Origin of the sequence: Loigolactobacillus rennini DSM 20253 (assembly GCF_001436505.1) — a bacterium.
Lineage (GTDB): Bacteria > Bacillota > Bacilli > Lactobacillales > Lactobacillaceae > Loigolactobacillus > Loigolactobacillus rennini.
The window spans coordinates 36,407-55,516 of record NZ_AYYI01000042.1; the positions used below are offsets into that span (position 1 = coordinate 36,407).

Annotated in this window: 16 protein-coding genes; 10 read left to right on the forward strand and 6 right to left on the reverse strand. The window is 41.1% G+C overall.

Going from position 1 to position 19,110, the window contains the following annotated elements; all coding sequences use genetic code 11:
• Positions 1-121 precede the first annotated feature (121 nt).
• Positions 122-1,744, reverse strand: coding sequence for a malolactic enzyme (locus FC24_RS06875; protein WP_057874154.1), 1,623 nt, complete (start codon positions 1,742-1,744; stop codon positions 122-124).
• Between the two features lie 130 nt (positions 1,745-1,874).
• A complete protein-coding gene (locus tag FC24_RS06880) occupies positions 1,875-2,654 on the reverse strand; it encodes an alpha/beta fold hydrolase (protein ID WP_057874155.1) in 780 nt (259 codons plus the stop codon).
• 143 nt (positions 2,655-2,797) lie between these two features.
• On the opposite strand from FC24_RS06880, the gene FC24_RS06885 reads away from it, so the two are divergent.
• From FC24_RS06885 to FC24_RS06905, 5 genes are all read left to right on the forward strand, one after another.
• Positions 2,798-4,297, forward strand: coding sequence for a zinc ribbon domain-containing protein (locus FC24_RS06885; RefSeq protein ID WP_057874156.1), 1,500 nt, complete (start codon positions 2,798-2,800; stop codon positions 4,295-4,297).
• A 373-nt stretch (positions 4,298-4,670) separates the two neighbouring features.
• Entirely contained in the window at positions 4,671-5,471 is an 801-nt protein-coding gene (locus FC24_RS06890) for a (Fe-S)-binding protein (protein ID WP_057874157.1), read from the forward strand.
• A gap of 31 nt (positions 5,472-5,502) precedes the next feature.
• On the forward strand, positions 5,503-6,975 hold the full coding sequence (locus tag FC24_RS06895) for a LutB/LldF family L-lactate oxidation iron-sulfur protein (protein ID WP_057874158.1): 1,473 nt from the start codon (positions 5,503-5,505) through the stop codon (positions 6,973-6,975).
• Positions 6,972-7,679, forward strand: a complete 708-nt coding sequence (locus FC24_RS06900) for a LutC/YkgG family protein (protein WP_057874159.1) — start codon at positions 6,972-6,974, stop codon at positions 7,677-7,679. Before FC24_RS06895 ends, FC24_RS06900 begins: the two co-directional genes overlap by 4 nt.
• A 155-nt stretch (positions 7,680-7,834) precedes the next feature.
• Positions 7,835-8,326, forward strand: coding sequence for a hypothetical protein (locus FC24_RS06905; protein WP_057874160.1), 492 nt, complete (start codon positions 7,835-7,837; stop codon positions 8,324-8,326).
• Positions 8,327-8,433: 107 nt separating this feature from the next.
• Here the strand turns inward: FC24_RS06905 and FC24_RS06910 are convergent, their stop codons facing one another.
• A complete protein-coding gene (locus FC24_RS06910; protein ID WP_057874161.1) occupies positions 8,434-8,649 on the reverse strand; it encodes a hypothetical protein in 216 nt (71 codons plus the stop codon).
• Between the two features lie 184 nt (positions 8,650-8,833).
• On the opposite strand from FC24_RS06910, the gene FC24_RS06915 reads away from it, so the two are divergent.
• Entirely contained in the window at positions 8,834-9,202 is a 369-nt protein-coding gene (locus tag FC24_RS06915; RefSeq protein WP_057874162.1) for a hypothetical protein, read from the forward strand.
• 185 nt (positions 9,203-9,387) lie between these two features.
• Here FC24_RS06915 and FC24_RS06920 read toward each other — a convergent pair whose 3' ends face one another.
• Positions 9,388-10,566, reverse strand: coding sequence for a cation:proton antiporter (locus tag FC24_RS06920; protein ID WP_057874163.1), 1,179 nt, complete (start codon positions 10,564-10,566; stop codon positions 9,388-9,390).
• A 113-nt stretch (positions 10,567-10,679) separates the two neighbouring features.
• Positions 10,680-11,564, reverse strand: coding sequence for a hypothetical protein (locus FC24_RS06925; RefSeq protein ID WP_057874164.1), 885 nt, complete (start codon positions 11,562-11,564; stop codon positions 10,680-10,682).
• A 121-nt stretch (positions 11,565-11,685) separates the two neighbouring features.
• Between FC24_RS06925 and FC24_RS06930 the strand changes: the two genes are divergently transcribed.
• Positions 11,686-12,348 (forward strand): HAD-IA family hydrolase, encoded by a 663-nt coding sequence (locus FC24_RS06930; RefSeq protein ID WP_057874165.1) that lies wholly within the window; start codon positions 11,686-11,688, stop codon positions 12,346-12,348.
• A 71-nt stretch (positions 12,349-12,419) separates the two neighbouring features.
• Entirely contained in the window at positions 12,420-12,776 is a 357-nt protein-coding gene (locus FC24_RS06935; protein ID WP_057874166.1) for a DUF488 domain-containing protein, read from the forward strand.
• A 98-nt stretch (positions 12,777-12,874) separates the two neighbouring features.
• On the opposite strand, the gene FC24_RS06940 is transcribed toward FC24_RS06935, so the two are convergent.
• Positions 12,875-17,188, reverse strand: coding sequence for a 2-hydroxyacyl-CoA dehydratase (locus FC24_RS06940; protein WP_057874167.1), 4,314 nt, complete (start codon positions 17,186-17,188; stop codon positions 12,875-12,877).
• A 358-nt stretch (positions 17,189-17,546) separates the two neighbouring features.
• Between FC24_RS06940 and FC24_RS06945 the strand changes: the two genes are divergently transcribed.
• Entirely contained in the window at positions 17,547-18,161 is a 615-nt protein-coding gene (locus FC24_RS06945) for a TetR/AcrR family transcriptional regulator (RefSeq protein ID WP_057874168.1), read from the forward strand.
• Positions 18,162-18,233: 72 nt separating this feature from the next.
• The gene (locus tag FC24_RS06950) at positions 18,234-19,040 is read left to right on the forward strand and encodes a tyrosine-protein phosphatase (RefSeq protein WP_057874169.1); all 807 of its coding nucleotides are present in this window, start codon (positions 18,234-18,236) and stop codon (positions 19,038-19,040) included.
• Positions 19,041-19,110 lie beyond the last annotated feature (70 nt).

Consider the following 19,110-nt stretch of genomic DNA (forward strand, 5'->3'; position numbering starts at 1 on the left):
TTAATTTTATTTGTCTTAAGCACCTGCTTAAATCCAGCCAACATAAAAAGTACCGCACTATGAGCCAAAAATACTGAATCATAGTTGGTACTCTTATAAAGATTAGCAACTGCTAATCAAATCAGTTATAAATCGGCTGCCATTGATTCGCTGCTACTGCCATAGCTACGTCATCAATTTTTTGTTGTGCTAAACCTTGCGTCAAAGCACATTTAACCACCGCTGCAGCTATTTTAGGCTGATAGGACATGACTTTAGCTACTGGCGGTAATACGGCAGCACCGGGTTGTGCAACATCCACAATGCCGCCTAATGAATGAGCAGCGCGGGAGATCATTTCGTCACTTAATCGTTTAGCACGCGCGGTAATTACCCCTAAACCTAAACCAGGATAAACTAATGCATTATTAGCCTGTCCAATTTCATAAGTCACCCCTTTATAGGTCACTGGTGCTTGCGGAACGCCAGTTGCAACTAGTGCATTTCCTGCAGACCACTCGATCAGATCAGCCGCGATTGCTTCTGATAATTTTGTTGGATTAGACATTGCAAAAATTATCGGACGTTCAGTATATTGACACATCGATTGCACAATTTCTTTAGTAAATGTCTTTGGTTGCCCAGAAGTACCCACTAAAATTGTCGGCTTAACCGCTTTAACAATGGCAGCTAAATCAGTTAAATCCGTTTGGGAAAATTCTTGCCGTTGCCGCGCAAAAGGCTTTTGTTCCGGCGTTAAATCTGGCATATCATCAAACAACAGTCCCTGTTTATCCACTAAATAAAATTGTTGCCGTGCCTGCTCTGCCGACAAACCTTGTTGTTGCATTTCTTGGAAGACCCGCTTGGCGACACCCGTACCAGCCGTGCCAGCACCAAAACACAAATATCGCTGTTGCGTTAATTTAGCCCCAGAAATACTTAAAGCACCCAAAATTCCAGCTAAGACAACAATACCAGTTCCTTGAATATCATCATTAAAGGTTGTTATTTTATCTTGATAATGATTTAAAATCGCTGCTGCGTTTTTACGACCAAAATCTTCCCAATGTAAGAAGACATGCGGAAAAACACGTTCAACGGTTTGGACAAACTGATCAATAAAGTTGTAATAAGCAGCACCACGAACCCGTCGGTGTTGATTACCTAAATAATTGGGGTCGGCTAACAGTTGCTGATTATCCGTTCCAACATCTAAAACGATTGGTAAAACATGCCGCGGATCAATCCCAGCTGCTGCGGTATAAACCATTAGCTTACCAACAGAAATCGCGACGGCATTGGTTCCCCAGTCGCCAATCCCCAAAACACCTTCACCGTCAGTTGCAACGACCATTTTAATCTCACGCCCAGCAGCTGCATTCTTTAGTGTTTGTGCCATCGTTTCTGGTTCATCAATACTCAAATAAACTGCATCGCTAGTTTCAATAAATTGTTGACTGTATTGTTCAACAACATCCCCAATCGTCGGCGTATACATTAGCGGTAAAATTTCGGTTAAATGCTGCTGAAACAATTGATAAAATAAAACACGATTGCGATTAAAAAGTTGCATTAAAAATTGATGCTTTGCAAGTGGTGTTGCTTTGGTCTGCAATTGCGCATATGCTTGTGTAACTTGTTCTTGCAGTGTTTGAACGCGCGGTGGCAGTAACCCGGTCAAGCCTAATGTTTGCCGTTCCTTTGACGTAAAAGCAGTCCCTTTATTCAGTAGCGGATCATTTAAAACCGTTTGTGGTTGCATTTTTCCGACTCCTTTCTAACCAACACATCAAATAGCGGACAAGACCGCACCATTTCCCATATGATAACGCTACCATATCCGCAAATTATTGTCTATATTAAGTTAGCCTAAGCGGTCGGACAATTTCCCCTTACTGTTTTAAAAAATTAATTAACGCTTGGTTAAACTTTTCAGGTTGTTCTGCCATCACAATGTGGCCACTTTGTTCAATCACCTGCACTTGCCCTTGCGCGGTCATTTCAGCCGCGACAGACGCAAATTTAGGATTGAAATACGGGCTATTGGCGCCAACAATAAATAAAATGGGACAACTTAATTGTGGTAAAACATCGCGCCAATTTTGCAGTGCATGATTGACTAAAAAAGGAAAGTTCAATTTGGCATCATAGGGAAATGCCTTTTTTAACAGCTGAATTTGTTGGTAGATTCGCGAATCAATTCGTTTAAACGTTGATTTACCAAATGGTTTTTGTAAATAAGTATAGAAATTATTCCAAGTCAGTGCTTTAAAGCCGTAGGACCATTCCGATGTGTTCACCATTTGTGGTGATTGATCTACATCGATTACACGGGCAATATTTGCTGAGCCATATAGTGAAACGTAAGCAAAAATTGTTGCCGCACCCATCGAATTACCCATCAAAATGACTTGCTGCAACTCAAGTTGCTGAATTAATTCAGCTAAATCTTGGGCGTGGCGGGAAATCCGTAACCCTTTATCAGTGTGTTCTGATTGTCCTTGATTGCGGCAATCTAAATTGATGACGCGGTAGCCGGCCGTTAACAAAACCGTAATCTGTCGTTGCCAAATTTCTTTGAAACCGCCAATGCCGGTTAAAATCACAACCGGTTGTCCCTGGCCTTGATCGGTGTAACTCAACTTGATCTCATCTTGTGTTGTAAATTTCATCATGAATTCCTTCTTTTCAGTTAATCGTTTATCTTGACAATTGCCGCGGCTATTCAAGTTTTACAAAATGCGGTATTATAGTATTAGTTTAATACAATTATTCAAAAATAACTAAATCGTAATTGCGAAAGGGGCCAAGCTATTTGGCATTTAAAAAATTTCAAAATCGTAACGAAATCCGCCGATTGATCAATCGGCAAAACGCGATTCAAAAACGCGCCGTGGCAATGATCAACCACGGTGCTGACAAAGGAGATCTTTATCAAAAGTTAAATCAGCGCATCGGCGTTAAGCGTAAGATGTCGCAAGCCACCATCAATGTGATGATGGATATTTTCCGCAATGAACACATTACGGCGATTCCAGACAAAAGCTTTGTTGTCTTTGCTAGAACCACCCTTAATGTTCATGATGGTGAACCACAAGAGCTACTGTTGCAACTGAACAAACTCGATTCTTATACATTGCTTTTAGAACCGAAACAATCCAGTGAAAAAATCTTCAGTACCCCTAAACGTGGTTGGCTAATGACTTTGCGGGATGATGGTTGGATCTTAATGTTACCGGGACAAAATCCCAATCAGGGTATTCGGTTACGCTTACCTGAAGAAGCAGAAAATAATGCAACATCAAATGCTAAGTCCAATGCAACTTCTACAAAATCTAAAACGAGCGCTAAGGCGAAACCAGCTAACAATTTAAAATCAGCAGGTCAAAAACACAATAAGGCGACTAGTAACAAACCACAAAAAAGTTATGCAAAGGCTGCTAGTCAGGAAAATAGCCACCAGCACAAACCAGAAAAAGCAGCAAGTCATGTTACGCACCCACAGGCTGCCAGTGCAACAAGTAAAACAACCTCCAGTGCGTATTCAACTGCTAGTTCATACCCAACTTCCGCGGCGGCTGCTGACTTCAGTCAAATTTCCGTTGCAAGTCACGCTGAGCCAGTCAGTGGACCACGTGAAGCTGATGAGCTGATCAAAAAATTGATTGAATCCCAACAACATTTTCGCGTTGTTGGCTTGGATTACGGTAAAATCAATGTCATCTCGGCTACTGATGGCAGTGATGATTTTCTACAAGTACCTGGTTCCGTTATTTCGAAACACATTTTAGATTATCAGCATGAAATTCGCCAACTCCAGCGGCAAACACAAACTTTAGATGATGATGTTGAATTAACTAGATTGTCTTACATGCTCAAACGCTATGTTTTAAAATCCTGCCGTAAAATCGTTAACCAATTAATTGCACATTATGGTGATAACGTCATTTACGTCACTGAATTGCACCCTAGTTTAGATGTGAATAAAACACCAAACATCATTTTAAGTCCCGACTATTTTTACAAAGCTTTATTTACCATTTTGTTTGAATTAGTTGGGCAAAGTGCTGCGATTATTCAAGTACCTAATAACGAAACTTCAATCATTTGTCCACAATGTGGTTTTACTAGCTCAACTAATCGCCAAAAAGAACGGCACACTTTCAAATGTTTGAACTGTGGTTTTGTTAGCAACGATGATCAAACTGCCGCAATTAATATCCGGCAACGCGGCCTTCGCTACATTTCAAATTTAACCAAAAGCATGAACTTTAATGTGCCCACAACCACGACAGCAGCTATAAATCAGGAATAGCTAAAAACTAGGGCAATCCCTAATTTTTAACCTTTACAGATTAGCTTGACCTTGTCTTAAGCCAAAATCATTAGAATAGCAAGGATGCTTTTTCATCGCATCCTTGCTATTCTTTTTTCATGTAAAGCTTTCTATAATTTAGTTTAAATGGATTCATTTCTGCCCAATCCAGTTTATAAAACACGTCTTCACACTTATATTTACAGCATAATAAAACCAAGTTAATTTCTAAAATCAATATTTCACACGCATTATTCGCTGACATAAGCAAAGAAAGCCTTTTCTTTTTAATGCAAAATGACCTATACTTAAGCTGTAGATGAATAACGTTATTAAATGATAACTGCTATCGTTTAGCTAAGGAGGTTTTCTGATGAAAGTCAGCATATTCACCACTTGCATGATGGATCTGATGTTTCCCCAAGTTGGTCAGGATATGGTTGAAGTCCTTGAACGCTTAGGCTGTACGGTTGATGTGCCAAGCAATCAAATTTGTTGTGGCCAACCAACTTTTAATTCCGGCTATGTTAAAGCCAGCTGGTCCGTGATGCATAATCAAATTGATGCGTTGTCTGCAATTGATTGTGATTATATCGTTTGTCCAGCCGGTTCTTGCACCGCCATTTTAAAGGAATACCCGCAATTATTAGTCGATGATCCCACTGATCCTAACGGGACATACATGAAACAAGCTAAAATTTTATCCGCAAAAATCTATGAATTTTCACAATTCATTTGGCGTGTTTTAGGCATTGCAGATTGCGGTGCAACTTTGACTGACACTGCAACTTACCATCGCTCCTGCCATATGACGCGATTATTAGGTGAACGTGAAACCCCATTTTGGTTGTTACAACACGTTAAAGGCTTAGAAATGCGGCATTTGCCTGGTATCCAATACTGCTGTGGCTTCGGTGGTACCTTCTCCGTAAAAGAGCACGAAATTTCTGAATTAATGGTGACTTCTAAGGTGCAACACATTGAAGAAACCGGTGCACACATCTTAATTTCTTGCGATCCAGGCTGCTTAATGAACATTGGTGGCCGGTTCAATCGTTTAGGTAAAGCCATTAAAATCATGCATTTAGCGCAGGTGCTCAATCACGACGTCGACGAAAGTCGGATTAAAAAAGTCAGCGAAGTCGCTGCCCCGGCGCCGGCACCTTTTCCTTAATCAGGTTGTGTAAACGTAAGGAGGTTTAATGATGGGATTATCAACTAGCACATTACCATTTAAAGAGCGCATTGCTAAAGCTGCCAGTGATCAATTTGCACACGGGTCAATTGCAAAGGCGCAAGATGTCCAATACGATAAACGAGAAACTGCCCGAGCTGAGTTAGGTCATTGGGAAGATTGGCGTAAGCTGGGGCAGTCCATCCGGCAACACGTGTTAAATTATTTGCCCGATTATTTAGAAGAATTCAGTGACAACGTTGATAAACGTGGTGGCAATGTTTTTTTTGCCCAAACAACTGAAGAAGCTAATGATTTTATTTTAGATATTATTAAGCAACAAAAAGGTCAGCACGTCGTTAAATCAAAATCCATGGTAACCAGTGAATTAGGTTTAGATGAAAAGATAGATGCTTTACCAGATGTATCCGTATTAGAAACTGACCTTGCAGAATTCATCCTTGAAGAAGATGATTGGGATGAGCCTTCCCACATTGTTTTCCCAGCCATTCATAAAAATCGGGACCAAGTCCAAGAAATTTTCAAAAAAATCGGCTATCAAGGCGACAATGATCCCAAGCGCATGGCGCGTTTTGCTAGAAAATACTTACGTGAACAATTTTTAGCCGCAGACATCGGCATCACCGGTTGTAATTTTGCCATTGCAGACTCTGGGCTCATTAATTTAGACACTAACGAAGGTAACGCTGATTTAGCTGATTCCATTCCTAAAACACAAATTGTTGTCATGGGAATGGAGCGATTAGTCCCAAGCATGAAAGAAGCTGAGATTTTAGATAACATGCTGGCTCGTTCCGCGGTTGGCCAAAAATTAACCACTTACGTCACTTTCGAAGGCCAAAAAACAGCTCAAGAAAGCGATGGCCCAGAAAACTTCTATGTGGTCATTTTAGACAATAATCGTTCGCGTGCATTAGGCACTGAATTTCAAGAAATTCTCCAGTGTATCCGTTGCGGTGCCTGCTTAAATGTTTGCCCTGTCTACCGGCAGATCGGCGGCCACGGCTACGGTTCACTTTATCCGGGACCAGTTGGTGCTGTTTTATCACCAATTTTAGGCGGCTATGAGCAATTTGGCGAATTGCCTTATGCTTCCAGTCTTTGTGCTGCTTGTACAGAAACTTGTCCTGTTTTAATTCCACTACACAATTTACTGATTAAGCATCGGGAAGTTGAAACCGACCGACTTAAAATGATGCACGGCTTTAATGATTTTCAAATGCGCGTAGTGGGGATGGGAACACGTTCACCCTTCATGTTCAAAATGGCGTTGCGTTTCAAGCATTTTGGTTTAGGACCTTGGACACATCACCGGCCAGTCACTGCAACCAACTTCTTCGCTTATAATGGCGCAATGATCACCAACGGGCCAGGAATGGTTGGCGGCTGGACTGATGTGCGGGACCTACCTGCGCCGCCGAAACACCACGACGATTTCCGCGTTTGGTTTAAGCAGCACAAAAAAGGGGGTAATCCACAATGACGATTCAAAACCGGGAAAAATTTTTAAATCATTTAGCTGAACGCCTCAATCAGCCACGGCACCAATTAGCTGATCATCCCTACCAGCAAGTCAATGATTTACCCCAACAAACACTTAAAGACAAAACAGCAGCCGAATTATTCAGCTTAGCCAAAAAAAATAGTGAAGCATTGCCAGTTTCATTTTATGAAACGACTTTAGCTGATTTACCGCAGCTCTTAACTGATTACATTGAAAAAAGCGGCGGTGGTCCAGTGCTGTTACCCACTAGTGAACGGTTTAATGACTTCAACCTCACCACTTGGCAAAAAGAAATTGCTGCTAACCAAGCCGTCACTTATTGGCGGCCAGATGCTAGCCGAGAAGAAAATTTAAAAGTCGCGGAAACAGCTAACATCAGCATTAGTTTTGCCGATTTCTTATTAGCAGAATCTGGTACCATCACAGTTAGTTCCTCTCCTGGCCAAGGCCGTGCGCTCCACTTTTTACCTACACATTATTTAAGTATTGTGCCGCGCTCACGCATCGTCCCACGTTCAACTCAGGCAGTTGCTTGGTACGAAAAAGAGCGGGCTGCTGGCCGTTTGGACAGCTCCGCCATTCATTTTATCACTGGTCCATCTAATTCTGGTGATATTGAAATGCAATTAGTGACTGGTGTCCACGGCCCGTTGGATGTTGCTTATGTTGTCGTAAATGATTAAATAAAATTCACAAATAGGGTTGGTGTCAATCGCACAGGCGGTTACCAACCCTATTTTAGTTTTCTAGACTAATTTTTAACTTAAAATTAAAACTATGGTAAAATTAATGCAACTTCACCAATAACTTAATTTCCAACAGAAAATGAGGGTATCTAATGGCAACACAAACATTAAGTCAATTAGCAGATTACTTAGAAGAACATAACGACCAAATTAAAATTGGCGATGAAAAATTGGCAACTGAGTCAATCTACACCGCATTGAACCAGCTGCATGTCTTAAAACAGCCGGTTCAAGACTATTTCACCATCAGTGAAGATCAATATTACCAGCAAGAATCAGACCATCTATTAACGTTGCAAGGCGGTACTAAGCCTTTAAGCGATTTACAAGACCGAATTATTGTTACCCACACTGATGGCGAACCTAGTGATGGCAGTTTGCGCTACAATTATGCACATGAAGATGCTTATAGCGCTGGTTACGACGTGCAAACAGACCTGCACATCCTAACTTACGGTTTAGAAGTCATCGGGGCAACAGAACAACTGGATCATGAATTAGTTCAAAAAAATTTAGCAAAAGATGCTGTCTTAAGCTTAGCATTAGCTGCCAGAGCGATCGCCGCTTGGCAAACTAAGCATTAGTAAAACTGAGCGACATTTAATCAAATAAAAGCGTGCATTCTAGATAGTTGACTAGAATGCACGCTTTTTAAACATGCTAATTCATATTTTCATGCAAATGATACTAATTACGATTCACTTTGAACAAATTGCTTAGCGCGCACTGCTAACCGTTTGATCCGAATACAAAACTGTAGCCCAAATGTCAATACAGCGCCAATAATCCCAATTAGTGCTTCGCCGATAAAAATTATCAGTGCGACGCCGCCCGTTACCAAACGCGCTGCCGTTAGATAAATCAGTGCGGCAACGACTAACAAGCTGATAAGCACGAACATTGTCATGCTGATCCATCTCCAATATCATACTTAACTCAAAAGTCCCAGATAGTAGTCTCATTCTAACATGTTTCTTTACTTTAAGGGAATTCCCCCTAATATTTTTAATGACAACATCAAACCACATTTTAAGTGATTAAAAATTAACTAATATCGTTATCACTGATATAATTTAATTAGGAGGTGCGTTATGAAATTATATCAAGCATTGACACAAGTCACTTTAAACGCTCAATTAGCCGGAAAATCCACCGCTTTGAAAAAGACCATGGATACAACCAAGCCGCTGCACAATGATTTAGAAACACTTTATCAATATATTGATAGCGTCTTAAAACCTGGTGCCAATCATAAGGAAAATAACCTTAATTACGTCACCGATCACATCTTTATTTTACACCATTTTAATTTTGAACAGCATCAATTTACACAATCCCTTAAAACACCTGATCAACAAGCACATTTTGCTTATAATCTAGTTGAAGACCTTAACCGACACTTAACGGTTAACTTCAAGCCAGAACAACAAGAACTACAATTTATTTTTGCTGATTATTAGCGATAGTAATTTTAAAAACCACACACAATAAGCCGGAAAGTCTACAAAACAGACTTTCCGGCTTATTTTAATGATAGCCCACTGACCCGCATTAATTTAATAAAATCAAATGTGTTAACACAAGCAGCCCGCTTCCACTTAGCGACATCTCGCAGCACCCCCCACTGCGTGAGCCAGCATTTTCTTTACTTAATCGTCTGTTCTGCTTGGTGCTGTTTTAGTTGTCTGGCTGCTGCGTGTTTTAATAAAAATGGCGCCAGCAACGTGGTTAACACAATAACAATAATAATTGCGGAATAGTATTCTGGATGAATTAATTTGGCTTGATAGCCGATTTGCGCAATAATCAAAGCCATTTCACCACGTGATACCATACCAGCACCTACAGTATAGCTGCTGTTAAAGTCAAAACCAGCCATTTCAGCACCAATACCGCCACCAACTAATTTTGTCAATACAGCTAGCACAGTCATCAAGACGATGAACCACAGCGCATCACCAATGCCCTTAAAGCTCATCTCTAACCCAATACTAACAAAAAATACTGGAATAAAAACCGCATAACCGATTGGTTCAACATTGTGATCAACTTCTGCACGGTAAGGCGTTTGCCCCACAGCAATACCAGCAAAAAAGGACCCAACAACAGCAGATAAGCCGATAAAATCAGCTAAGTAAGCCATTCCAAGGCAGATGACCAATGAAACGATCGTCACTGAAGCTCCTAGTAAAAAACGCTCGGATAATCGCATCAAAAACGGTGCAATCCATTTGACAACGAAATAGATCCCGACAAAATATAAAATTTGTTCAATGAAACTGACAGCCAGACTAGGTGTGTGCCCACCAGTGGCCTCACCGGTGACACTGACTAGAATACTTAAAATAACCACACTGAGAACGTCATCGACCACTGCTGCCGCTAAAATAGTAGTTCCTTCTTTACTGTCCAATAATTTCAGCTCACGTAACACCTCAACTGAAATTGAAACGGATGTTGCAGTAAAAATAACCCCCATAAAAATGGCTAATAGTGGTGTGAAATCAAACAAGAAACTAGCCAATGTCACCAATGTCATGGGAAAGATGACCCCGACGACGGCTACTAAGACACCAGGCCGTAAATATCGTTTTAATAACCCGATATCACTTTCCAAACCGGCCATAAACATTAGCAAAATGACGCCGATTTCCGAAAAATCATGCATAAAAGTGCCTGGTTGCAACCAATTTAACATGGCTGGGCCTAAAACAATTCCCACCAGCAACTGACCAATCACAGCTGGAATGCCTAGTTTACGACTAAAGTGTCCTGCTAATAACGTAGTGACTAAAATTAAACATAAAATACCTAAAAAAGCCATAAGTTCTCCTTTCAACACATCCTGACAATAAAAAAGCAGATGCCAAGCAAGCCCTCCTCACCCTAGAAGGGACCTTCTTGAAAGCATCTGCTCCAACCGATTAATTAATTCAATTAACGCCGCTGCCGTCTGCCAAACAAACTAAGCAACAAGCTCAAAAGCCCAATAATCATCAAGACATAACTTGGACGGGCGTAGCTGGTTAAAACAGCATTTCCCAAGGCTGCAGCAGCAGTACCAAATGAGCCTACCGTTGCTGCGGCAAGTTCAACAATTCCCATTGAGGAAACACCAAAATAACCGATAAAGATTAACAAACCACTGATTAAAGTGATCCAACCAAACTGCTTAGCAAATCGGAACACAGAACGATCTAACCAAATTAAACCAATTAAACATAACACTGTTACGACAATGCCAATCCAAAAAGCCACATTGACCAAGCGCTTAACAGTACCGACTTCCTGAACAGCTTTTGACACCTGATCAGTATTTAACTCATTAGTCAAACGGGTTTCTAAAGTATCCGTCAATCCGCTAGTCAACGCATTGGCCGCACCGTATTGATCAAAAAAATTAGCCGTCTGTTGATTTAATTTAGCCGTTAAAGCTGATTTGTTGTGTGCAATAATGTGTTCAACCGTGACAGGTTGATCAGAACCAGCTAATAAATTGCGCACAGTCTGATCAAGATCTTGTTGGGCCGCATGTTTAGTGACGGTCTGCGGCACAACGGCACTTGGTAAGCCACGATCCTCAGCAATACTACTAATTTCGGCGTTTGCAACCTTGGCAAGTTGTTTCCCTGCATCCGTTTTGTCCAATTGCGTCACTAAATAATCCGCATTAAAAACCCGTTGCCTTGCAACACCGGTCCCAACAGCCACTAATAGGCCAATCGTTGCCAAAAAGCACAATAAAACCGCTAGGCCACCATGCTTTTTAGGCGCTGCAACCACGTTCTGGCGCCGCGCCCGACTTCTACTGGGTGTTTCCATAAATGTCAACGCTCCTTGCTTGACTAACTAAATTTATCACATTACTAATTAGTTTACCACGTTCTGATAAAATCTCGTATAATGAAACTAGATTTATTGATCATTTTTAGGAGGTTCTTATATGCTGCACGCGCTCTTTTTTGATTTAGATGGTACTTTGACGGATTCCCAAGCAGGAATTACCAATTCCATTAAATATTCACTACAGCAATTGCAACTACCACCACTAGATGCAGCCACGTTACAACTTTTTATTGGACCACCCTTATTGGCATCTTATCAGAAATATTGTAACGTATCCGCTGCGACAGCGCAAAAAGCGCTAGTTGCTTATCGTGAATATTATACACAAAAAGGCATTTACGAAAACAAAGTTTACGCAGGTATTCCCGCTGCTTTAGCAACCCTAAGCCACCACTATCAACTTTACATCACCACTTCTAAACCAGAAAAATTCGCTCACCAAATTAGCGATTATTTTAATTTGAGTCCTTATTTTACTGGCATTTTTGGTGCAACGATGGATGAAAAACGCTCTAAAAAAAGTGAAATCATCGCCTACACGCAAGCACAAGCTGGCCTCCATCAGCCAGAACAATTAGTGATGGTGGGCGATCGCGAAAATGACATCAACGGTGCCCATCAACACCAACTACACAGCATTGCCGTCACCTATGGCTTTGGCAGCATCCCAGAATTAAAAGCCGCAGCACCAGACAGTTTTGTTGCACGACCAGCTGATTTACCGCAAGCAGTTGCCCAGTTAGCGGCGACTTTACAATAAGCAGTTTTGCTATAGCTAACGGTTAACTTTAATTAGTTAAATCGGTATAATGCAGTTAAGGGGATGACAAGATGACGATTAAACTGGAACGAATTTACACCAAGCCGGTTGACCATGATGGTTACCGGATTTTAGTCGACCGACTTTGGCCACGTGGTATCAGTAAGGTAAATGCAGCTTTGGACCAATGGGAAAAAGAAATTGCGCCTACTAATGATTTACGTAAATGGTTTAACCATGATGTTGCTAAATATCCAGAATTCAAGCAGCGCTATTTAGCAGAATTGGCAGCTAATCCGGCAACACCTGATTTCCTAAAATTAATCCAGCAACAACCAACAGTAATTTTGCTATTTGGTGCTAAAGACGAAAAACACAATCAAGCTGTTGTCTTAAAAGAATTTATTGAAACTAAGCTTAATAATTAAAACAAATATGGTACGCGTTTTGAACAACGTTCATCATTAAAAAAGGGACAGTGACAAAATTATCACTTTTGTCACTGCCCCTTTTAAATCTGAGCCATTTATCTTGCAGGTGCAAAATTTGTTTGCTGCTTGGTTGCTTTAGCTGCTGGCGTCATTTTTTGCGTTGTCGCAAGATTTTTATTTGCTGTTGCTAGCATTAAACGAATCCGATTCAATTGATTAACAATTGAAACCCCTGGATCATAATCAATCGGCGCAATGTTTGCTTGTGGGTACTGGCGACGTAATTCTTTGACGACACCTTTACCTACCACATGGTTAGGCAAGCACCCAAACGGCTGCATACAAATAATATTAGCAACCCCACTTTTTAGTAATTCAATCATTTCACCAGTTAGGAACCAACCTTCTCCCGTTTGATTGCCTAGAGATAACACTTTGCTAGCATCGTGTGCCAAATCTTCAATCGCGGCAATCCCATCAAATCTTTGTGAGTCGGTCAACGCCTTTTGCAGTGGTTGTTCACACCATTTAATTATTTTAATGGCTAGTTCAGCTAACATTTTAGTTTGTCTACTGAAGCCAAATTGTTTATAACGGTAAATTTGATTATAAAGCGAATAATTCATGAACCCAACAATGTCTGGTACAACTGCTTCAGCACCTTCCTGCTCGAGTAGCCGGACAATGTTATTGTTGGCAATTGGTGAGTACTTCACTAAAATTTCTCCAACCAGTCCTACCTTAGGTTTAGTCTGCTGTTGCAGCGGTACAGTATCAAAGTCATGCACAATTTCTTGAACATTGCGTTTAAAATCATGAAAACTACCTTTTTCTACACTAGGTTTAACCAATTCCAGCCACTGAGCGTGCATTTTATCAATTTGCCCAGGCGTCTTTTCATACGGCCGCGTCCGGTAAACCACACGTTCAAACAAATCACCGTACAAAAAGGCCAAAGCAACCCGTTTCACTAAGGGAAGCGTTAATTGGAAGCCAGGTGTTTTTTCGACTCCACGGTTACCAAACGACATCGACACCACTGGAATTTGTCCAAAACCAGCATCCTTTAAAGCTTTACGGATCAGCGGAATGTAGTTGGTTGCCCGACAGCCGCCACCAGTTTGGGTCATCATCACGGCTGTATGCGTTAAATCATATTTACCACTTTTTAAAGCTTCTACCATTTGACCAATTGAAATAATTGCCGGGAAACAAGCATCATTATTAACAAATTTTTGGCCTTCATCAATCGCATGACGGTCTTTCATCGGCAAATTAACCACATTGTAGCCAGAGGCTTGTAACGCGACATCCACTAACCCATGTTGATGAATCGGTGACATCATTGGCATCAATAACGTATAGTTTGCTTTGCGCATGCCTTTAGTAAACGGAACTGGCTTAGCATCTGGATATTGTTTTTGTGGCAAAATTTGGCGCCGCTTACGTTCAGCTACCGCAGCTTTTAAAGAACGCAACCGAATCCGAACTGCACCCATATTGGTGCCTTCATCAATTTTTAAGCAAGTGTATAGCCGATTATACTGTGCCAAAATTTCTTCAACTTGGTCAGTGTCAATGGCGTCTAAACCACAACCAAAAGAATTTAACTGCACAAATTCTAGCTGCCGTTCCCGAGCAACAACCCGGGCTGCTGCATACAACCGGGAATGGTAAACCCATTGATTCACCACACGCAATCCTTTCACATCACCTAAATGGGCAATCGAATCCTCTGTTAAAACATGGAAGCCCTCCGCCGTAATAATTTGGGCAATCCCATGGTTGATTTCTGGATCTAAGTGATACGGACGACCTGCCAACACAATGCCACGCTCACCAGTTTGCTTAAGCAATCTTAACGTATCTTCGCCTCGATCTTGGATATATTGTTTAAAGTGGGCTAATTCTTTATAACCAGCAGTTAATGCCTGTTTAACTTCTGGCAAAGTCACCCCAAAATCTTTAAACGTTTGGTAAAGATGCTTGGCAGTAGAAGCTTGGTCAGCTAAATTCAAATAAGGGTCTCGGTAATCTATTTGACCAGCCCGAATTTCATCCACATTATTTTTAATCACATCCGGATAAGACTGGACAATTGGACAATTAAAGTGGTTCTGTGCATCTTTATTTTCTTCCCGCTCAAAAACAATTCCGGGATAAAAGATGGTTTTAATTCCCTTTTTGATCAATGCTTGGATGTGTCCATGGACTTGTTTAGCTGGATAGCAAACTGTATCGCTAGGAATGGTTTCGATTCCCATTTCGAATTGTTTTTTACTGCTGCGTGGCGACAATACTGCACGAATCTTTAATTGTTTAAAGAAAGTTTGCCATAAAGGATAATTTTCATACATATTGAGGACGCGCGGAATGCCGATAACACCCCGAGCTTCTTTTTTACGTACGGGCCGGTAACTGAATAATTTTTGGTATTTTTCTTGAACTAAGTTCACTTTCCCGTTGTCCTTAGGTACGTGGGTTTTCATTCCCCGAGCGACACCGCGTTCACACCGGTTGCCGGTTACAAAACGCCGACCGTCACTACAAATGGTAATGGTTAAGCCACAATTATTTTCACACAAACCACAGTGCATAAATTCCTTTTTAAAAGTGAGTTGCTTCATCGCCGCCGTGTTCAATAATGACGTTTGATCACCAGGCTGGTAAGCCGTTTCTGCAACCAATGCCGCGCCATAAGCCCCCATCAAGCCAGCAATATTAGGCCGAATCACTTGGCGCCCAGAAATTTGTTCAAAGGCGCGCAACACGGCCTCGTTATAAAAAGTGCCCCCTTGACAGACAATGTGTTTTCCTAAATCCTCTGCCCGGCGTAACTTGATTACCTTAAATAAAGCATTTTTAATGACTGACAGGGATAAACCAGCAGAAATATCGCCGATAGTTGCGCCTTCTTTTTGCACTTGCTTCACTTTTGAATTCATGAACACTGTACAGCGGGAACCTAAATCGGCAGGTCGCTTAGCCAATAATGCTGCCTGAGCAAAATCTTTCACGTCATACTTTAAAGAGGAGGCAAACGTTTCGATAAAAGAACCACAGCCAGAAGAACAAGCCTCATTTAATTGAATGGTGGCTAACGCGTTGTTTTTAACCGTCATCGCCTTCATATCTTGGCCACCGATATCCAAAATAAAATCCACATCTGGTTGGAAGTAGTGTGCCGCACGGTAATGGGCAACCGTTTCTACCTCTCCCACATCAACTTTCAATGCATTTTTAATTAGATGTTCCCCATAACCAGTCACACAAGTCTTACCAATGGTAACGTCCGCCGGTAATTTAGCGTAGAGGTCAGTTAAAATGGCTTCTGTTTTCTCCAAAGGTGCTCCGTCATTATTGTCGTAATAAGTATAGAGCAATTTATGATCCGTACTCATCAAGGCAACTTTAGTGGTGGTTGAACCAGCATCAATTCCTAGAAAAGCAACCCCATGATAGTCTGTCAAAGAACGCGTTTCTACTTTAGCTTGTGCGTGCCGTTTCCGAAATTGTTGCAATTGCTCGTCGTTTTCAAATAAAGGTGTTAAAGCTTTCGATGGCTGCATGACGTTATCGTCACCATTTTCCAAACGGTCCAATAAGGTCACTAAATTAATCGGCTTTTCTTGCAAAGCATATAAAGCCGCCCCTTTTGCTACAAATAACTGCGGATCGCTAGGAAAAATGACATTTTCTGGCGTTAACGCTAAAGTATCAATAAAACGTGCCCTTAATTGATCCATAAAGTACAGCGGACCGCCTAAGAAGGCAACTTTGCCTTTAATCTTATGTCCAGAAGCTAATCCAGCGATAGTTTGATTAACTACCGCTTGAAAAATACTCGCCGCAATGTCTGCTTTACGTGCACCATCATTAATTAAAGGTTGCACATCCGTTTTAGCAAAGACGCCACAACGGGAAGCAATCGGGTAAATCGTTTGGTAATCTTTTGCCATTTGATTTAAGCCATTGGCATCCGTTTTCAGCAAGCTAGCCATCTGGTCAATAAACGCACCAGTACCACCAGCACAACTACCGTTCATTCGTTGCTCCAAAGAAGCCCCAAAGAAGGTAATTTTCGCATCTTCTCCCCCTAGCTCAATGCTGACGTCCGTTTCTGGAATTAGCGTTTCAACTGTTTTAGTACAAGCGATCACTTCTTGCACAAATTTTAGTTTTAATAGATTAGCTAACCCCATGCCACCAGATCCCGTGATGGTAAAAGCCATCGGTACAGTTGGTGAAATTTCTGCCAGCGCTTCCTTAAGCATTTTTTGCGTTGCTGCTTTAACATCCGAATAATGCCGCCGATAACGGGCAAATAACGTTTGTTGTTCTGCATCCATAATGACTAATTTAACGGTTGTTGAACCCACATCAATGCCACCATATAGTTGTTTTACCATGACAAGTCCCTCCAAAGTTCTTCAGCCAACTTGCGCCCATCATCAAGCGTGTCATTAAGTCAACACTCAGTGCTAAAACGCACTTAAGTATTGTTAATTTAAAAAGTTGCTTTGTGTTAGAATAACGAACATCTGTTGAATATCCAACAGTCTGTCTGTTATACTATTTGTGTTTAGTTTACGACTTCACAAAAAAAATTCAATCAGCAATTTTGCCCCTTTTGTGTGATAAACAACGGAACAAACTGATCTGTTGGTTAACTTAGCCAAATTTTTTACCGACACAAAAGAGAATGACGTTGCAGTTTAGTTTTAAAATTAATTTAAGCGCTTACTAAAAAAGAAAAGAGGCAATCTAATGGCAAAAAAAGAAGATTTGCGCGTATTGCGGACTAAAAAAATGATTTTTACTGCCTTTATGAACTTAGTTGAAGAAAAAGGCTTTGATGCAGTGACCATTCAAGACATCGCCGACGCCGCAATGATTAACCGCACCACTTTTTATGCCCACTTCAAAGATAAACAAGACCTGTATGATCAAATCTTCACGGCCAGCATTGCCCCTTTTCTAAAAATCATCGATACCGGTGGCTTTTCTGGTGCTAATCATCAAATCAAACTGAAAACCGTGACCTATTTATTGACACAAGTGTTTAAAACGATTAAAGAAAACAAACGTTTTTATGCCATGGCACTTGAAGGGGCCAATGCAACCCGCTTAACCAACTTAGTCCGAGAATTGTTAGCCAAACGCTATGCAAAAATCTTTCAGCATTTATTAATCACCCATAACCAAAAACAGATTCCCACAGACTTTATCATTTCTTACATGACCTCAATTTTTATCGGCACGGTTAATTGGTGGGTGCACGCTGACAGCGATTTTTCCCCGGAGCACATGGCTAAGTTGGTGATTCAACTGGTAGCTAACGGCCATTTGACTGTTTTAGGTATTGAAATTATTGATGATTAAGGAAAGCACACAGCATGAAATGGCTTTTTGTGGTAAAGTAGCACCATATAGAATCAGAAAGGATTGGAATGAATGACGACAGAAGCAACTGATTTACGAGCTTTACCGATCACTAGCGGCAGCAACTTTCGTGAATTAGGCGGTTACCAAACGAAAGATGGCCGTTACATTAAATTTCATAAAATCTTACGTTCTGGTATGCTAGCCACTTTAAATCAGCAAGACTTAGCTTACCTAAATGATTATGGTATGCGTGCTGTAGTTGATTTCCGCTCTGATGACGAAGTCAAGCATTCACCGGATAAATTACCGGATAATGCGACTTATCACTATTTGCCTGTTTTTGATTATGATCAAACAGAAAATTCCGAAAGCTTACAGCAATTGGAAGCACGGTACCGTCACAATCCTAATTTGGGGCATCAAAAAATGTTACGGGTCTACCACAACATGATCGCTGATCCTCATGCTAAACAAAGCTACCGCCAGTTCTTTGAAACATTGCTTGCCAATACGGCAGAAAATCAGGCAGTTCTTTTTCACTGCACGGCTGGTAAAGACCGCACTGGGATGGCTGCCGTTTTCTTCCTCACCGCTTTAGGGGTTGACCCGCAGACCATCAAGCAGGATTATCTATTAACAAACCGAATTGCCGCCCCCATTATTAATGCACGTTTAGATGAATTGGCAGCTCATCATGCTACCAGCGATACGATTGCTAACATTCGGGCTTTACTAAGTGTCAATCCAGAATATTTAGCCACTGCCATCAAACAGATTAAAAAAGAAGCTGGCAGCATCATCAACTACTTGCACCAAGGTTTACAGCTGACGGATGACGACATTAAAACATTACGCCAACTTTATTTAACAAAATAATGAACCCAAAAATAGGGAAGTTTGTCAAATGGTGTTGAAGGATAGTTTCTATCCTTTGGAGATCTCCTCG